This is a genomic window from Thermosynechococcus sp. M98_K2018_005, from assembly GCF_015295825.1.
GTDB lineage: Bacteria > Cyanobacteriota > Cyanobacteriia > Thermosynechococcales > Thermosynechococcaceae > Thermosynechococcus.
The window spans coordinates 1-15,850 of the sequence record NZ_DVEH01000065.1; the positions used below are offsets into that span (position 1 = coordinate 1).

Here is a 15,850-nt window from a genome sequence, read left to right on the forward strand (position 1 = left end):
AATGGTGGTGGCAGACCCGGAGTTTCGCCAGTCGGGGGTGCACTGGAGTTGGGGTAATCGCCAAAAAGAAGGCCGCAAAGCCTTTGTCCAAGAACTCTCGGCAGAGGGCAGTGATGAGCAAAAAGCCCGCCGCCTTTGGGAGTTGAGTGAAAAACTGGTGGGGTTGGCCTAAAAGTTAATACCTTCTTCCATTCCTCTTGCTGAGCTTGCCGCTATGGTGGAAGTAATCCTTGCCATTGCAGGACGGATGTATGTCACAGCAAGATTTTGGCGTCATTGGCCTCGCTGTCATGGGGGAAAACCTTGCCCTCAATGTGGAGCGAAATGGATTCTCCGTGGCAGTCTATAATCGTACTCCCGCCCGCACCGAAGCTTTCATGGCCGAACGCGCCGCCGGCCGTCGCTTCAAGGCCACCTATAGTCTTGAGGAATTTGTTGCTTCCCTGTCGCGTCCCCGCCGCATTTTGGCGATGGTCAAAGCCGGCAAACCCGTGGATGACCTGATCCAGCAACTCAAGCCGCTCCTTGAACCAGGAGACATCCTCATTGATGGTGGCAACTCCCTCTACAGGGAGACTGAACGCCGCGTTGCTGAAATGGAGGCGGCAGGATTGTGCTTCTTTGGTATGGGGGTCAGCGGTGGTGAAGAAGGTGCCCTCAATGGCCCAAGTCTCATGCCCGGCGGTAGTCGTGAGGCCTATCAAGCCCTCGAACCTATTCTCACCAAAATTGCAGCGCAAGTGGATGATGGCCCCTGTGTCACCTACATTGGACCGGGGGGAGCGGGTCACTTTGTCAAGATGGTGCACAACGGTATTGAGTATGGCGATATGCAACTCATTGCCGAGGCCTATGACCTGCTGAAAAACCTCCTTGGCCTCAATCACCAGCAACTTCATGAGGTCTTCAAAAGCTGGAATGAGACCCCCGAACTCAATTCATTTTTGATTGAAATTACTAGCCAGATTTTCACCTATATTGACCCAGAAACCCATTTGCCCCTTGTGGATGTGATCGTGGATGCGGCAGGTCAAAAGGGAACCGGTCGCTGGACGGTGGAAAGTGCCCTTGAAATGGGGGTGGCAATTCCAACGATTACCGCTGCTGTGAATGCCCGCATCATGTCCTCCATCAAAGCCGAGCGGATGGCGGCTGCCCAAGTCCTCCCCGGCCCTGCGGCTCACTTTAGCGGCAATATTGAAGAATTCATTAGCAAAATTCGCGATGCCCTCTACTGCTCGAAAATCTGCTCCTATGCCCAAGGGATGGCGCTGATTGCCAAAGGCTCCCAAGAGCTTTTTGATAACCAACTAAACCTTGGCGAGATTGCCCGCATCTGGAAGGGGGGCTGTATTATCCGCGCGGGCTTCCTGAATAAGATCAAGCAGGCTTACAGCGAAAATCCCCAACTGGCCAATCTGTTGCTGGCGCCGGAGTTTCGGCAAACCATCCTTGATAAACAGGCGGCGTGGCGGGAGGTCTTGGTGGAGGCGACCCGGGCTGGGATTGCTGTGCCCGCCTTTGGTGCGTCCCTAGAGTACTTCGATAGCTATCGGCGCGATCGCCTGCCGCAAAATCTTACCCAAGCACAGCGGGACTTCTTTGGTGCCCATACCTACGAGCGAATCGATAAACCGGGCACTTTCCATACGGAGTGGGTACCAATTCAGGAGGCAGGAAAAGCATCCGTTTAAGAGGCAGGCAGTAGCGTTGGAGGCATTGTTCCCCAAGTGGGCAATTCTTTAGCCTATCTTAAGAATTAGGTGAGTGATTTCCTTGCCCGCGATCATCTTGCACTTTGGGGAGGCCAAGAATCCTTGCATCCGTTTTTACGACTCCTGCACCACAGCCAACGCTACCAACGCCAAGTGGGGTTTGCCTCCCTCTACTCTGTCCTCAATAAAATTTTTGATCTTGCTCCCCCGGTTCTGATTGGGATGGCTGTGGATTTGGTGGTGAAGCGGCAAGATTCTCTCTTTGCCCGCTGGGGGCTAGTGACCTTTGAGCAGCAACTGTCGGCCTTGGCGGGGCTATCCTTTGTGATCTGGAGCTTGGAGTCCCTCTTTGAGTATGCCTATGCCCGCAGTTGGCGCAGTTTAGCCCAGCAGATTCAACACGACCTGCGCCTTGAAACCTATGCCCACGTCCAAGAGATGGATTTGGCCTTTTTTGAGGAGCGCAGCAGTGGGGTGTTGCTCTCGATTCTCAACGATGACATTAACCAACTAGAGCGCTTTTTGGATGGCGGTGCCAACGAGGTGTTGCAAGTCACAACCACCGTCCTAGTGATTGGTGGGATTTTCTTTTATTTGGCACCTAATGTGGCGATCTGGGGCATGCTACCGATGCCCTTTATTCTCTGGGGATCTGTCATCTTTCAGCGGCGACTCGCTCCTCGCTATGCCGATGTGCGGGAAAAGGCGGGACTCCTCAATGAACGCTTGGCCAACAATATCACGGGCATTCAAACGATCAAGAGCTTTACTGCCGAGGCTTACGAGTTGGAGCGCCTGCGCTGGGATAGTGAAGCCTACCAACAGAGTAATCGCCGCGCCATTCGCCTGAGTGCGGCCTATATTCCCCTGATTCGCTTTGTGATTCTATTTGGTTTTACGGGAACGTTGGTGCTCGGGGGCTTTGCGACTTTTCAGGGGCGCTTGGATGTGGGCGCCTACAGCACGATGGTTTATCTGATTCAACGGTTGCTCTGGCCCTTGACCCGTTTGGGGGAAACACTGGATCAGTATCAGCGCGCCATGGCCTCAACGCAGCGGGTGCTGAATTTGCTGGAAACGCCGATCGCGATTTGTACGGGGGATCGCCCCCTTGATCCGCGCCATGTCAAAGGGGAGGTACGCTTTGAATCCGTCAGCTTTGCCTATGCTGGGCGTGCCCCTGTGCTGAAAAATGTCAGTTTACACGTCCCTGCGGGTCAGACGATCGCCATTGTTGGCTCCACGGGATCCGGTAAAAGTACCCTTGTGAAATTGTTACTGCGGTTCTATGAGGTGCAAGAAGGGCGCATCCTCATTGATGGCGTGGATATTCGCGAGTATCGGCTGCGGGATTTGCGGGGCGCCATTGGTTGGGTGAGTCAAGATGTCTTTCTCTTTCACGGCACCGTCTTTGAAAACATTGCCTATGGCAGTCCCGGGGCAACCCTTGCTGACGTGATCCATGCGGCAAAACTGGCCGAGGCCCATGAATTTATCGAGCAACTGCCCCAAGGTTACAACACGGTGGTGGGGGAGCGGGGGCAAAAACTCTCCGGCGGTCAGCGGCAGCGGCTGGCGATCGCCCGCGCGATTCTTAAAGATCCGCCGATTCTTGTCCTTGATGAAGCCACCTCAGCAGTGGATAACGAAACGGAAGCCGCCATCCAGCGATCGCTAGCCCACATTACGGCCCATCGCACCACCATTGCCATTGCTCACCGCCTCTCCACCATTCGCCATGCCGACTGCATTTATGTCCTTGAGGGGGGGGAAATTGTGGAGCAGGGTACCCACGAGGCACTCCTTGCTCAGCAGGGAGTTTATTACAGCCTTTGGCAAGTCCAAGCGGGAATTCTCACGACTTAGGACTTGAGGTTATAGCGTGCCCGCTCCGCCGCTGTCTTCTCGCGATCCAGTTTCAAGATCAGCACGGCCAAGGGGGGCAAGCACAGATCAAGGGAATAGCGACGGTGGTGGTAGGGCCATTCATCCGCCCATTTACCGCCCAAGTTGCCCATATTGCTGCCGCCATACTCCCGGGCATCACTGTTAAAGAGTTCACTATAGAAGCCATGCTCTGGGACACCAATGCGGTAGTGGCTATGGGGCTGCGGTGTAAAGTTACAGACGACAACCACAAAATCTTGGTAGTCCTTATCCCAGCGGATAAAGGAAACAACGCTATGGCGGTTATCGCTACAGTCAATCCACTCAAAGCCTTCCTGTTTGAAATCTTGGGTGTAGAGGGCAGGTTGTGAACGGTAGAGGCGATTGAGATCCTCAAAGAAGCGTTTGGTTTGCTGGTGGGGTTCGTATTGCAGCAGGTGCCACTCTAAATCGCTCCAGACATTCCACTCACTCCATTGGGCAAACTCCATCCCCATGAACATTGTTTTCTTGCCGGGGTGGGTGAACATATAGGCAAATAAACAGCGCAGATTCGCAAATTTCTGCCAGCGATCGCCCGGCATTTTGCCAATGATGTTACTCTTGCCGTGCACCACCTCATCGTGGGACAGCGCCAGCATGAAGTTCTCGCTGTGGTGATACCACATACTGAAGGTGACATTGTTTTGGTGGAACTGGCGGAACCACGGATCCATGCTGAAGTAGTCCAGAATATCGTGCATCCAACCCATATTCCACTTCAGGTTGAAGCCCAATCCTCCCATGTAGGTTGGCCAAGAGACCATTGGCCACGCCGTTGACTCCTCAGCGATCGAGAGAATCCCCGGAAAGTAGCTAAAGATCACGTGGTTGACTTGGCGCAGAAAGTTAGCCGCCTCTAAATTTTCCCGTCCGCCGTATTCATTGGGTACCCACTCACCCTCCTTGCGGGCATAGTCAAGATAGAGCATCGAGGCCACGGCATCCACGCGAATACCGTCGATGTGGTACTTGTCAAACCAAAAGAGCGCATTGGCCACCAGAAAATTGCGCACCTCGTGGCGACCATAGTTAAAGACAAGGGTGCCCCATTCCTTGTGTTCGCCCTTGCGGGGATCCGCGTGTTCGTAGAGGTGGGTACCATCAAAGAAGGCGAGGCCGTGGCCATCCTTCGGAAAGTGCCCCGGTACCCAATCGACAATCACACCAATACCGTTTTGGTGGCACTGATCCACGAAATACATAAAGTCTTGGGGGCTGCCATAGCGAGAGGTGGGGGCGTAGTAGCCAGTGACTTGATAACCCCAAGAGCCGTCGAAGGGATGCTCAGCAACGGGCAAGAGTTCAATGTGGGTGTAGCCCAATTCCTTGACGTAGGGAATGAGTTTGGCCGCCAATTCGCGATAGGTGAGAAAGCGTGCCCAAGGCTTAAGTTCTGCCACCTGTACGGGTTCTTGGGGTTGGCCATCAGCACCAATGGGCGGCTCTTCCATTGAGGCATGGAGCCACGATCCTAAATGCACCTCAAAGACGGAAATCGGTTGAGTGAGGGGGTCGGTGTGGCGCCGTTTTTCCAGCCAGTCGTTATCGCCCCATTCGTAGCTATTGAGGTCGGTGACAATGGAAGCGGTCTTGGGACGCGGTTCTTGGTAGAAGCCGTAGGGATCTGATTTTTCGTAGATGTGGCCCTCTTGGTTCTTAATTTCGTACTTATAGTGCTCGCCCACACCCAAGCCGGGGATAAAGAGTTCCCAGATACCATTGCCACGCCGTGCCATTTGGTGTTTGCGGCCATCCCAGTGGTTAAAGTTGCCAATGACAGAGACATTACGGGCATTGGGTGCCCAGACGGCAAAATACACCCCTGCAACGCCATCGACTGTGAGCAGGTGTGCCCCGAGTTTTTCATAGATGCGGTGGTGATTGCCTTCGGCAAAGAGATGAATATCAAAATCCGTCAGCTTTGAGGAGCGGAAGGCGTAGGGGTCATAGATGACGCGCTCGTGGCCATTTTCGTAGATTTTCAGTTGGTAGTTATTGAGTTCGGCCACGGGAATGTGGCACTCAAAAAAGTGGGGGTGGTGAACCGGCGTCATCGGATATTCCTGACGCTGCTCTGGACAGAGGACACTCACCCGTTCGGCATTGGGTAAATAGGCGCGTACCGCCCACATGGATTGGCCACTCTCAGTGATCTGGTGACAGCCCAAAATTTCAAAGGGGTCATGGTGCTGGTTGGAAACAATGCGGTCAATCTGTTCGGGCGAAACGGTCATATTTTTATACTTTCGTAAAGTATAGGGACAATACTATAGAAAAGTTAACAGTTAGAATGCTTCCCTTGACAAGGGCACAGACGCTATTTCTCTGGTTTCTCTTGATCGGCTGCGTGGGCTAAGAGTCCTTTGAGTAGCTCTGGCAATAGGCTCGGTCCTTGGTAAATCCAACCGGTGTAGAGTTGCACCAGTGTTGCACCGGCCGCCAGTTTTTCAATCACATCCTCTGGCGTAAAAATGCCCCCCACCCCAATAATCGGCAAAGTGCCTTGGGTCTGTTCGTGGATAAAGCGAATCACAGCAGTAGCGCGATCGCGCAAAGGGGCACCACTGAGACCTCCCGCCTCGTCCGCCGGCGATCGCCCCGTCTGAGGAATCCTCTGGGTTTTCAGCCCCTCCCGTGCCACTGTGGTATTGGTGGCCACAATGCCGGCGAGTTCATAGGTTTGAATCAGCTCAAGAATCGCCGCAATCTGCTCCCAACTCAAGTCGGGGGCAATTTTCAGAAGCAGGGGCTTGCGGGGGTGATTGGCGGTCTGTAGCGTCTCCAAAATGGGTTCCAGTTGTTCCTTGGCTTGCAGATCCCGTAACCCTGGTGTGTTGGGAGAACTGACATTAATCACGAAATAATCTCCTAGGGGATGGAGGCGGCGAAAACTGGCTAGGTAATCCTCTTTTGCAGCTTCCAAGGGGGTCATTTTTGACTTGCCCAGATTAATGCCGATGGGAATCGTCGGCTCAGGCGATCGCTCCAAAAAGGTGGCCATAGCCTCTGCTCCGGCGTTATTAAACCCCATACGATTAATCGCTGCGCGATCGGCCGTTAAGCGAAAAAGGCGCGGACGCGGATTTCCCGGTTGTGGCTGCCAAGTGACGGTGCCCAACTCCGCAAAGCCAAAGCCAAAGGCTGACCAGACACTGCGGGCGACGCCATTCTTATCAAAGCCGGCTGCCAAACCAATGGGATTGGGAAAGCGCAGTCCCCAGATCTGTCGCTCTAAACGGGGATCTGAAAGGGCATAACGTTGCTGAAGTTGCTGCCGCAGCCAAGCCCCTAGGGCACGATCTTGATTGAGCCACCCACAGAGGGAGATAAACTGCTGGTGCAGAAATTCTGGATCCGCCTGCAACCCCGAAAAAAGAAGTGGCCGCAGCAAGTGCCGATAGGGATCAATGGCCATCCAGACTGCCATTGCCCCCCCTAGAGGGTTGAATGGTCAACACTGTCACCCTAGTCCAGATAGCCCATGAGAACAGGTGAATCATCAATGATATTGGAGGCAACGGGACGCTCCCCAGCGGAATAATAGGTTTCAGCAATGTGCAGGCCACTGGTGGTAATCGGACGAATGCCCATCCAATTCACTGTTTCGACAATTTCAAAGTCATCTGCCGCCACCGGGCGCACCCCCATGATGTTCAGGGTTTCAACCACCCGGAAATTGGTGGCCACAATGGGGCGAATACCGGCGGAGTTGATGCTGTCATAGATTTGCAGGCCACTGCTGAGCACAGGACGCTCGCCAGCATCTTTGATCATGTGCACCACTTGCACGGGACTGGCTTCAATGGGACGTAAGCCCGCACTATTAAAGGTTTGCCATACCACGATGTCGCTGGCTGTGGTCGTGCCTGCGGGGGCGAGAGCGGTTTTTTCGGCAAGGGAGACCATTTGACCGCTATTTTCCTTGGCCGGCGGGTTGCTGCGACGGGCGGGACGACCTGCTTTGGCCGTGGGTTCTTCGGGGGGTGGGGTTTGAGGGGTTTCAGTCATGGCGATCGCTCCTAATGCAATAACTCAATCCTACCGGTGAATTCGTATGCCAGCATTCTATATCTTTTGATCATAGCAGCCCAAGAGGAGGGCCAGCGGTTTGGGAGAGCCCTTTCGGCGCAGGAATGGTTGGCTTTTCAAGCGTGCAGCAGAGGCATCATGTCGGCGGGTGCCCCTTGGCCAATGACTTTGCCGCGATTAAGAACAATGGCACCGTCTGCTTGCGCCAGTTCATCGAGACGGTGGGTGACCCACAGCGCTGTGATCCCTTGGGTGTTAACCAGTTGGCGCACGTAGCCCAAGAGTTCCCGCTGGCTATCGGGGTCAAGGAGGGCTGTGGGTTCATCGAGCAATAGCACCCGACAATGGCGAGCGATCGCCCCGGCAATGGCCACCCGCTGTTTTTGACCCCCACTGAGGGCGTAGATGGGACGGCGTTCTAGCCCCTGTAAATTGACCGCTTGCAGAGCAGCGCTAACGCGCTCGTGCACCTGCCAATAGTTGAGCGCCTCACCATTGAGACTAAAGGCAATATCCGCACCGACACTGGGCATCACCAGTTGGTGATCAGGGTTCTGGAAAACAAAGCCAAGGGGCTGCTCCACATAGACTTCTCCGCTTTGGGGCTGTAAGAGACCTCCCAAAATACGCACCAGCGTTGACTTACCACTGCCATTGCGGCCGAGGAGCATCCATAGTTGCCCCCGAGGGATTTCTAGGGAGACTCGATCCAGCACTAAAGCCTCTGGAGACCAGCCAAAGGAGACCTCTTTGAGATGAATTGCTGGGGGGATTGCCGCCATGGCTTTTTGGACAATGCTCATGTTTTTCGGTAGGGTGAGGAGGACCCCCAATTGGGTTGTAGTGCACCAAGTAAGGGAGCAGCTATGCAAGAGGGATTATACATTGTCCTCATCAGTATTCATGGTTTGATTCGGGGCGATCGCCTTGAACTGGGGCGAGATGCCGATACGGGAGGACAAACGCGCTACGTGGTCGAACTGGCAAAAACCCTTGCAGCCCATCCCCGGGTGGCGCAGGTGGATTTGGTCACTCGTCTGATTCCCGATGCCAAGGTCAGCTCCGACTATGCCCAGCCCATTGAGCGGATGGGCGATCGCGCCCGCATTGTCCGTCTGGCCTGTGGCCCTCGCCGTTATTTGCGCAAGGAAGTTCTTTGGCCCTATTTAGACGTATTTGCCGATGAACTGTTGCGCCACCTCCGCCAAAGTGGCCGCATGCCCGATGTGATCCATAGTCACTATGCCGATGCCGGTTATGTGGGCTGCCGCGTTGCCGGCTGGTTGGGAGTTCCCCTTGTTCACACTGGGCATTCCCTCGGCCGGGTCAAGCGACAGCGACTCCTTGCCCAGGGGAGTAAGCCCGATGCCATTGAAGAGCAGTTTCACTTTACGACTCGCATTGAAGCCGAAGAGCAAACCCTTGCCAGTGCGGCACTGATTATTGCCAGTACCCATCAGGAGGTCGAAGAGCAGTATCGGCTCTACGATCAATACGACCCAGAGCGGATGGCGGTGATTCCGCCGGGGGTAGATACCAGCCGTTTCTATCCAGCCCCTGTGCCAGCGGATTTGCCTTTTCGCAAGGAATTGCGTCGCTTTTTGGTGGAACCGGAAAAGCCCTTTATCTTTTGCCTTTCCCGGCCAGTACCGCGCAAGAATGTGGCTGCCCTGCTCAATGTCTATGGCAGCGATCCCTTTTTACAGGAGCGAGCGAATCTCGTTTTAGTTCTTGGCAATCGCACCGATATTAGCAAGATGGAGGCCAGCCCTCGCCAAGTATTGACGGAACTCTTTTTGCTGGTCGATCGCTATGACCTCTATGGCAAAGTCGCCTATCCGAAAACCCATACCAGTGATGAAGTCCCCGATCTTTACCGTTTAGCCGCGCAACAGCGGGGGGTCTTTATCAATCCTGCCCTCACTGAACCCTTTGGCCTGACGCTCATTGAAGCGGCGGCCTGTGGATTACCGATTTTGGCGACAGCGGATGGCGGGCCGCAGGAGATTATCCGCCACTGTTGCAATGGGTTGCTCTTTGATGCCCTTGATCTAGAAGCCATTCGCAGTGCCCTGCACCAAGCCTTTCAAAGTGATAGCCAGTGGCAGACTTGGAGAGAAAATGGCCTTAAGGGGGTACAAGCCCACTACTCTTGGCGCAGTCATGTGGAGATGTATCTGCACGCCCTTGATCAACTCGCGGAAAAATCAGTGTTGCCTGTGTTGAGTGTGCAGCGGCAACCGGCTCAGTACCAGAGTAATAAACTGCCAACAACCCTGACACGGAACCGCCTCCTCACCCTCGAACGCCTGTTGATTAGTGATATTGACAATACCTTGATTGGCGATCGCCCTGCCCTTGAGCGACTATTGGCTCTTCTGCAACGCCGTCCTGAAATGGGCTTTGGGGTGGCAACGGGGCGTCATCTCGAAATTACCCTAGAGGTACTCCATGAATGGGGTGTGCCGATTCCCGATGTTTTAATTACGTCCGTGGGCAGTGAAATTCACTATGGCCCTCACTTGGTTCCCGACACCAGTTGGCAGCAGCACATTAGCTATCGCTGGGAACCCCAACGGGTCAGAGACACCCTCGCCGATGTGGCGGGTCTGACGCTGCAACCCCCAGAAAATCAACGCTCCCACAAAATTAGCTACAACGTGGATACCACGGTTCTCCCCAACATTACACCAGTGTTGCGTCTGCTACGGCAGCAGAAACTCCATTGTCGGCCGATTTTCTCCCACAATCAGTTCTTGGATATTTTGCCCCTCCGTGCCTCAAAAGGCGATGCCCTGCGCTATCTTGCCCTCAAGTGGGGCTATCCAGTACAAAAACTATTGGTGGCTGGCGATTCTGGTAATGATGAGCAAATGCTGACGGGGAATACCCTTGCCGTTGTTGTGGGCAATCACAGTCCTGAATTGGAAAAGTTGCGCGATCGCCCCCATATTTACTTTGCCCAAGGTCACTACGCCCAAGGGATTCTCGAAGCAATTGAACACTACGGCTTCTAACGCAAAGCCGGCGATAACATCAAAATTGAACACGCTCAAAATAGTCAAAGTTACTGTAGTAAAGGACTATATCACCTTTACATACCCCATATTTTAGAAAAACGCCTTAACCATTAAAGCTGGTTAAATACTTGGGTAACAACTTCGGGGCTAACGGAGATACTGTCAAGACCCAAGTCAATTAACCACGGCAGCCAATGGGGATAGCGGGTGGGGGCTTCGCTACAAAGACTACAGCCTAAATGGTGAGCTTTGGCTCCTTGAATCAGTTGAGCGATCGCCCCCCTCACGGCAGGATGGTTTTCATTTAACTCTGGTAATGCCGTTTCGCGATCAATACCCAAAAGCAGTTGCGTCAGATCATTGGTGCCAATCGTAATGCCAGCAACGCCAAGGTTGGCTAGATCAGACAGTAAAAATAAAATGGCCGGCACCTCCGCCATGACCCACAGTTCTATGCCCACATTTGGTGTGAGGCCGTGCTCGGCAAGTGCTTTTTGACAATAGGCTACTTCACTGACACTGCGCACAAAGGGCAGAACAATGCGTAAAGGGCAGGTCTCTAAACGGTGGGCGATCGCCAGCGCCGACAGTTCCAAGTGAAATAGTTCTGGACAATGGGGATAGCGACTCACGCCCCGCAACCCCCAATCTGTTTCTGGTTCAAAGCGAAATCCCGCCAAAAGTTGTCGATAATCCGCCGGCCGCAAATCCAACGTGCGATAAAAGAGGGGACGGGGGGCGATTGCCCGCATAAATTCACACAGGTGCTGCACCCAGCGATTGCGCAAGTGCTCAGCTTCCCCCTGCTCTAACCAATGACAGGGATGGCGATGATCCAAAAAGGCCAATAACATCAACTCTGAGCGCAATAGACCAATGCCATCACAGGGGAGCGATCGCAACAACCGCAGGGCACTGACTTGACTGACATTTACCATGACCTGCAAGGGCAACCGCTTGACCGTCGGGGGTGCAGGCGTTTGCAAAGAGGAGGTAGCCACCACTGGCAATGGCTCTGGGGGCAGTTGATAGATAGCACCCCGATGACCATCCAGAAACAGGGTCATTCCCGAACTAATCTGCTGAGTCGCATTTGCCACACCGACAACGGCAGGCCGTCCCAATTCCCGCGCTAGAATCGCCCCATGACTCGTTAGCCCCCCCTGCTCACAAATCACGCCAACGGCAGCATTCACAAGGGGCAACCAATAGGGAGGAATACTTTTGCTGACTAAAATCCGTCCGGCCACAGCAGCGGGAGCACAGGGGTCGGTTACAACAATGGCGGGGGCGATCGCCTGTCCAGGAGCAGCGGGCAGCCCTTCAGCCAGTAATGTGCGCCCTACCGGCTGCGGCGCAGCAACAACTGGGAGAGGTTCTGCTAAACACTGTCCCCACCAAACCTGTGTCTGACTGCGATGCCAAACCCACAGATGGGACGCCGCCCCGCGACAGGCCTGCTGCAAGTATTGCTCCTCTGCGGGCGTTAACTCAATTCCCCTTGGGGGCAAAGGAATGCCGTGATGGGGGAGCCTCACACCGCTGGCGATCGCCTGCACTGTTGGATCACTCCCTGTCCACCAGCCTGAGGCAACAATGGTACTCAGGGGGTAGAGTAAAATCACCGCTTTGAGCCGACAAAAATCCCATCCCTGCTGCCAATAGGTATAGAGATTCTTGGCTTGAACAAGGGCCGCAAAGGCAGCTTCGAGCGCCTGATGACACAGGGGTAAACTGGGATGATTTAACACGGTTCCACGACCTAGCCCCCAAGGTAAGTCCACAGTTTCCTGCCAAAGATAGGTGGTGAGAACAAGATGACTCTCTCCCCCCTGTTGTTGCCAAAAGTGATGACAAGCAGCAAAAATTGTTTCTAGCTCCCCCACATCCAAGGGGGGCAATTCATGGGTCATCTCCAGTGCCAGTGCCTTGAAATCTGCTGCATTGGGGGCTACCTCCTGCCAGCGATCGCAGGCTGCTTGCCACAGCGGAATGACGCCAGAGCGCAACTGTTGCCAGACACTGGTGGAAATCAACCACACGGGATGAGGCGGCGGCAAGACTTTTTGCGTCTCTTGCAGGGCAACCAATGTCGGGGGAAGAACTTCCGCTGGGTACTGTTGTAGGGGTTCCAGAAGGAGTGATGTCACAAATGCGTTTCCTTAATCGTCCTTGGCGGTCTGGGAGCAGACAATCCGACCTAGGGAGAACTCACTTCCGTTTGCTGACGGCGACGAATGTTGAGGACATCAGTAATTTTTCTAATTTGTGCCAAGATATGATCCAACTGCTTTGCATTCACAATATCAATACACAAGTCAATAATCGCCGTGCGTCCCGGATCCGTGTGAACATTGGCTCGCCGCACATTAATTTGACTATCGGTTAAACGGGTCAAAATATCCTTAAGAATACCAACGCGATCAATGACCTCAATTTGCACATCCACAGGGTAGGTTTGGGGACGGCGTTGATTGACTTTTGTGTTCCAACTCACGGGAATCAAGCGATCGCTCGACACCGACTCTAGGTTGCTACAGCCCTGACGATGAATGGAAATACCCCGACTCCCCAGCGTCACGACACCAATAATCGGTTCATCGGGCACGGGACAACAGCAGCCAGCAATGTGATAAACCAAGCCCTCCACCCCAAGAATCGGAGAATCACTGGGTTTCGTAGTGGCGGGTACACGGTTGACAGGGGTAGATTCTGAAGGCAGTTCCGGTGTGGCTGTCTCGGGACGCGCTAGGGTAATTGCCCGCAGTCGATTCACCACGAGATTCAGCGTAATTTCGCCATAGCCCAAGGCAGCCACGAGATCATCGACACTCTGGTAGTTGCTGCGCTCGGCCACCTGCTGCATTTGCGGTGACTTCAGAAGCGTTTCTAAACCGGCTTTGCCCAGTTCTTTCTCCAGTAATTCTCGTCCCCGTTGCAGGTTTTCCTCGCGGCGCGATCGCTTGTACCACTGCCGAATGCGGTTGCGTGCCGTTGTGGTTTTAACAAAATTCAACCAGTCTAAACTGGGGTGGGCAGTTTTTTGGGTAATAATCTCAACAATGTCGCCATTGCGCAGTGGCGTATCCAAGGGCACCATCCGCCCATTCACCCGTGCCCCGGCACAGTGATTCCCGACATCGGTGTGAATATGGTAGGCAAAGTCGAGGGGCGTCGCCCCCTGTTGCAGGGCAAGGACGTCCCCTTGGGGCGTAAAGACATAGACCTCCTTATCAAAGAGATCATCGCGAATGCTGTCGAGATATTCTTGGGCATCCTTGAGGTCATTTTGCCAATCCAGTAGCTGTCGTAGCCAAGTGAATTTTTGATCGCGAGCACTCCATTGTTGGGGCAAGGAATGACCCGTTTCTTTGTACTTCCAGTGGGCGGCAATCCCATACTCAGAGACATGGTGCATCGCCAACGTGCGAATTTGCACCTCCAAGGGGCGCCCCCCGAGACCAATAACTACCGTGTGCAGGGATTGATACTGGTTAGGTTTAGGCAAGCTAATGTAGTCCTTGAACCGCCCTGGCACGGAAAGAAAACAGTCATGGACCACCGCAAGGGCACGATAGCACTCATCCTTTGTGGCCACCAGAATGCGAATGCCCGCCACATCATAGATTTCATGGAATTCTTTTTGCTGCCGCATCATTTTTTGGTAAATGCTGTAGAGGTGCTTGGGCCGGCCACTAATTTCTAAGTAGCCAAAGCCCATCTCCGATAACCGCTCCTGAAGAATTTGAATCGCCTGCTGGAGTTGGGCCTCGCGATTGGCTCGTTTTTCGGCCACCAGTTCCTGAATGCGGCGGTAGGCCTCTGGCTCTAAATACTTAAAGGCCAGATCCTCCAGCTCCCACTTGATCCGCCAGATCCCCAAACGGTTGGCCAAGGGGGCAAAGACATCACGGGTTTCTTGGGCAATAGCACGGCGGCGATCTTCCGGTAGATACTCAAGGGTGCGCATATTGTGCAAGCGATCGGCCAGCTTGACAACGATGACCCGAATATCCTGCGCCATCGCCAAAAACATCCGCCGGAAACTTTCCGCCTGCCGCTCTGTCTTACTGGAGAAGTTAAACTTCGAGAGCTTGGTGACCCCCTCCACCAGTCGCCGCACCTCGGCACCAAACTTAGCTTCTAGCTCCTCTGCCGTAACAGCGGTATCCTCAATCACATCGTGGAGAAACCCCGCCGCCAAAAGAGCAGGCCCACCGCCTAAATCCCGTAGAATACTCGCCACTGCCACAGGATGGGCAATGTAGGGCTCTCCAGACGCGCGCCGCTGTCCTTGGTGTAGGTCGTAGGCGAATTGAAACGCTCGACAGACCAAATCATCCCCATTCTCAGGTTCTGGATTTCGCAGGCACGTCGCTAACCAATCGGGTAATTCGATATCAGTCGGCAAGCTAGGTGCAAAAGCGTTCATGGCAGCAGGCGATCGGGAGAGCGGCACAGTGGATTCGGGTACGTATATTTTAATTCAATCAGACCTTCAGGGAGGGATCACTGCTGTTGCAGATAGGCGCTAGCCCCCAGTGTTTGCAGTTTTTGATTCTTAGCGGTCACCGTGGCGGTCAACTCTTGACGATAGGCAATCACTTGCTCCAGCAGCCCTGGATTATGACTGGCCAATAGTTGGACAGCCAATAGGCCTGCATTTTGGGCATTGCCAATGGCAACCGTCGCCACGGGAATCCCAGCCGGCATCTGCACAATTGAGTAGAGGGAGTCCAGCCCCTGCAAATGGCGGCTCGGTACAGGTACGCCAATCACGGGTAGGGGGGTTAACGAAGCAATCATGCCGGGTAAGTGAGCAGCTCCCCCGGCGCCAGCAATAATGACTTTCAGACCCCGCTGATGAGCATTTTGGGCAAACTCGACCATGGCAAGGGGAGTGCGGTGAGCCGAGAGGATAGCCACTTCATGAGGAATGCCAAAGCGTTCACAGATGGCGATCGCCCCCTGCATGGTCGGCAAGTCGGAATCACTGCCCATAACAATGGCAACCAGCGGCATCTCTGACATCCCTTTTCTTACTCCCTCAGCAAACGGTGCAACCTCATCCTACAGCCCTTTTCAGAGGAGCGAGATATTATTTCTCTATGATTACTGCTGCTGCGATTAAGCAATTTGCCCATCAGTTGGGGTTTC

10 protein-coding genes and 1 pseudogene are annotated in these 15,850 nt (G+C 54.0%); 4 read left to right on the forward strand and 7 right to left on the reverse strand.

From position 1 onward, the window contains the following. The 3 genes and pseudogenes from IGQ15_RS08695 to IGQ15_RS08705 all read left to right on the forward strand — a co-directional run. Positions 1-172, forward strand: a pseudogene (locus IGQ15_RS08695) (protochlorophyllide oxidoreductase); the annotation flags it as partial. 79 nt (positions 173-251) lie between these two features. Further along, complete coding sequence (gndA, locus tag IGQ15_RS08700) at positions 252-1,694, forward strand: NADP-dependent phosphogluconate dehydrogenase (protein WP_297050870.1); 1,443 nt, start codon at positions 252-254, stop codon at positions 1,692-1,694. A 69-nt stretch (positions 1,695-1,763) separates the two neighbouring features. Then, the gene (locus IGQ15_RS08705) at positions 1,764-3,581 is read left to right on the forward strand and encodes an ABC transporter ATP-binding protein (RefSeq protein ID WP_297050871.1); all 1,818 of its coding nucleotides are present in this window, start codon (positions 1,764-1,766) and stop codon (positions 3,579-3,581) included. Here the strand turns inward: IGQ15_RS08705 and glgB are convergent. The 4 genes from glgB to IGQ15_RS08725 all read right to left on the reverse strand — a co-directional run bounded on the left by glgB (position 3,578) and on the right by IGQ15_RS08725 (position 8,476). Beyond that, the gene (gene glgB, locus IGQ15_RS08710) at positions 3,578-5,878 is read right to left on the reverse strand and encodes a 1,4-alpha-glucan branching enzyme (protein WP_297050874.1); all 2,301 of its coding nucleotides are present in this window, start codon (positions 5,876-5,878) and stop codon (positions 3,578-3,580) included. The two genes, IGQ15_RS08705 and glgB, sit on opposite strands and share 4 nt — an antisense overlap. A gap of 83 nt (positions 5,879-5,961) precedes the next feature. After that, positions 5,962-7,053 (reverse strand): quinone-dependent dihydroorotate dehydrogenase, encoded by a 1,092-nt coding sequence (locus tag IGQ15_RS08715; RefSeq protein ID WP_363315830.1) that lies wholly within the window; start codon positions 7,051-7,053, stop codon positions 5,962-5,964. A 56-nt stretch (positions 7,054-7,109) separates the two neighbouring features. Then, positions 7,110-7,652 carry a hypothetical protein gene (locus tag IGQ15_RS08720; RefSeq protein ID WP_297050880.1) on the reverse strand — a complete coding sequence of 181 codons (543 nt, stop codon included), beginning with the start codon at positions 7,650-7,652 and terminating at the stop codon, positions 7,110-7,112. Positions 7,653-7,789: 137 nt separating this feature from the next. Continuing rightward, a complete protein-coding gene (locus IGQ15_RS08725) occupies positions 7,790-8,476 on the reverse strand; it encodes an ABC transporter ATP-binding protein (protein ID WP_297050891.1) in 687 nt (228 codons plus the stop codon). A 63-nt stretch (positions 8,477-8,539) separates the two neighbouring features. Between IGQ15_RS08725 and IGQ15_RS08730 the strand changes: the two genes are divergently transcribed. After that, positions 8,540-10,690 carry an HAD-IIB family hydrolase gene (locus IGQ15_RS08730; RefSeq protein ID WP_297050882.1) on the forward strand — a complete coding sequence of 717 codons (2,151 nt, stop codon included), beginning with the start codon at positions 8,540-8,542 and terminating at the stop codon, positions 10,688-10,690. 113 nt (positions 10,691-10,803) lie between these two features. Here the strand turns inward: IGQ15_RS08730 and IGQ15_RS08735 are convergent, their stop codons facing one another. From IGQ15_RS08735 to purE, 3 genes are all read right to left on the reverse strand, one after another. Beyond that, complete coding sequence (locus IGQ15_RS08735; protein WP_297050884.1) at positions 10,804-12,843, reverse strand: putative PEP-binding protein; 2,040 nt, start codon at positions 12,841-12,843, stop codon at positions 10,804-10,806. A gap of 50 nt (positions 12,844-12,893) precedes the next feature. After that, positions 12,894-15,125: a bifunctional (p)ppGpp synthetase/guanosine-3',5'-bis(diphosphate) 3'-pyrophosphohydrolase gene (locus IGQ15_RS08740; protein ID WP_297050886.1), complete on the reverse strand. Its 2,232-nt coding sequence runs from the start codon at positions 15,123-15,125 to the stop codon at positions 12,894-12,896. A 77-nt stretch (positions 15,126-15,202) separates the two neighbouring features. Beyond that, positions 15,203-15,724, reverse strand: a complete 522-nt coding sequence (gene purE, locus IGQ15_RS08745; RefSeq protein WP_297050889.1) for a 5-(carboxyamino)imidazole ribonucleotide mutase — start codon at positions 15,722-15,724, stop codon at positions 15,203-15,205. Positions 15,725-15,850 lie beyond the last annotated feature (126 nt).

Bases quoted from the DNA above. Each gene is read 5' to 3' on its own strand.
- IGQ15_RS08730 (WP_297050882.1), top strand. From the start codon at position 8,540: ATGCAAGAGGGATTATACATTGTCCTCATCAGTATTCATGGTTTGATT.
- purE (WP_297050889.1), bottom strand. From the start codon at position 15,724: ATGTCAGAGATGCCGCTGGTTGCCATTGTTATGGGCAGTGATTCCGAC.
- IGQ15_RS08725 (WP_297050891.1), bottom strand. From the start codon at position 8,476: ATGAGCATTGTCCAAAAAGCCATGGCGGCAATCCCCCCAGCAATTCAT.
- gndA (WP_297050870.1), top strand. From the start codon at position 252: ATGTCACAGCAAGATTTTGGCGTCATTGGCCTCGCTGTCATGGGGGAA.
- IGQ15_RS08740 (WP_297050886.1), bottom strand. From the start codon at position 15,125: ATGAACGCTTTTGCACCTAGCTTGCCGACTGATATCGAATTACCCGAT.
- IGQ15_RS08720 (WP_297050880.1), bottom strand. From the start codon at position 7,652: ATGACTGAAACCCCTCAAACCCCACCCCCCGAAGAACCCACGGCCAAA.
- glgB (WP_297050874.1), bottom strand. From the start codon at position 5,878: ATGACCGTTTCGCCCGAACAGATTGACCGCATTGTTTCCAACCAGCAC.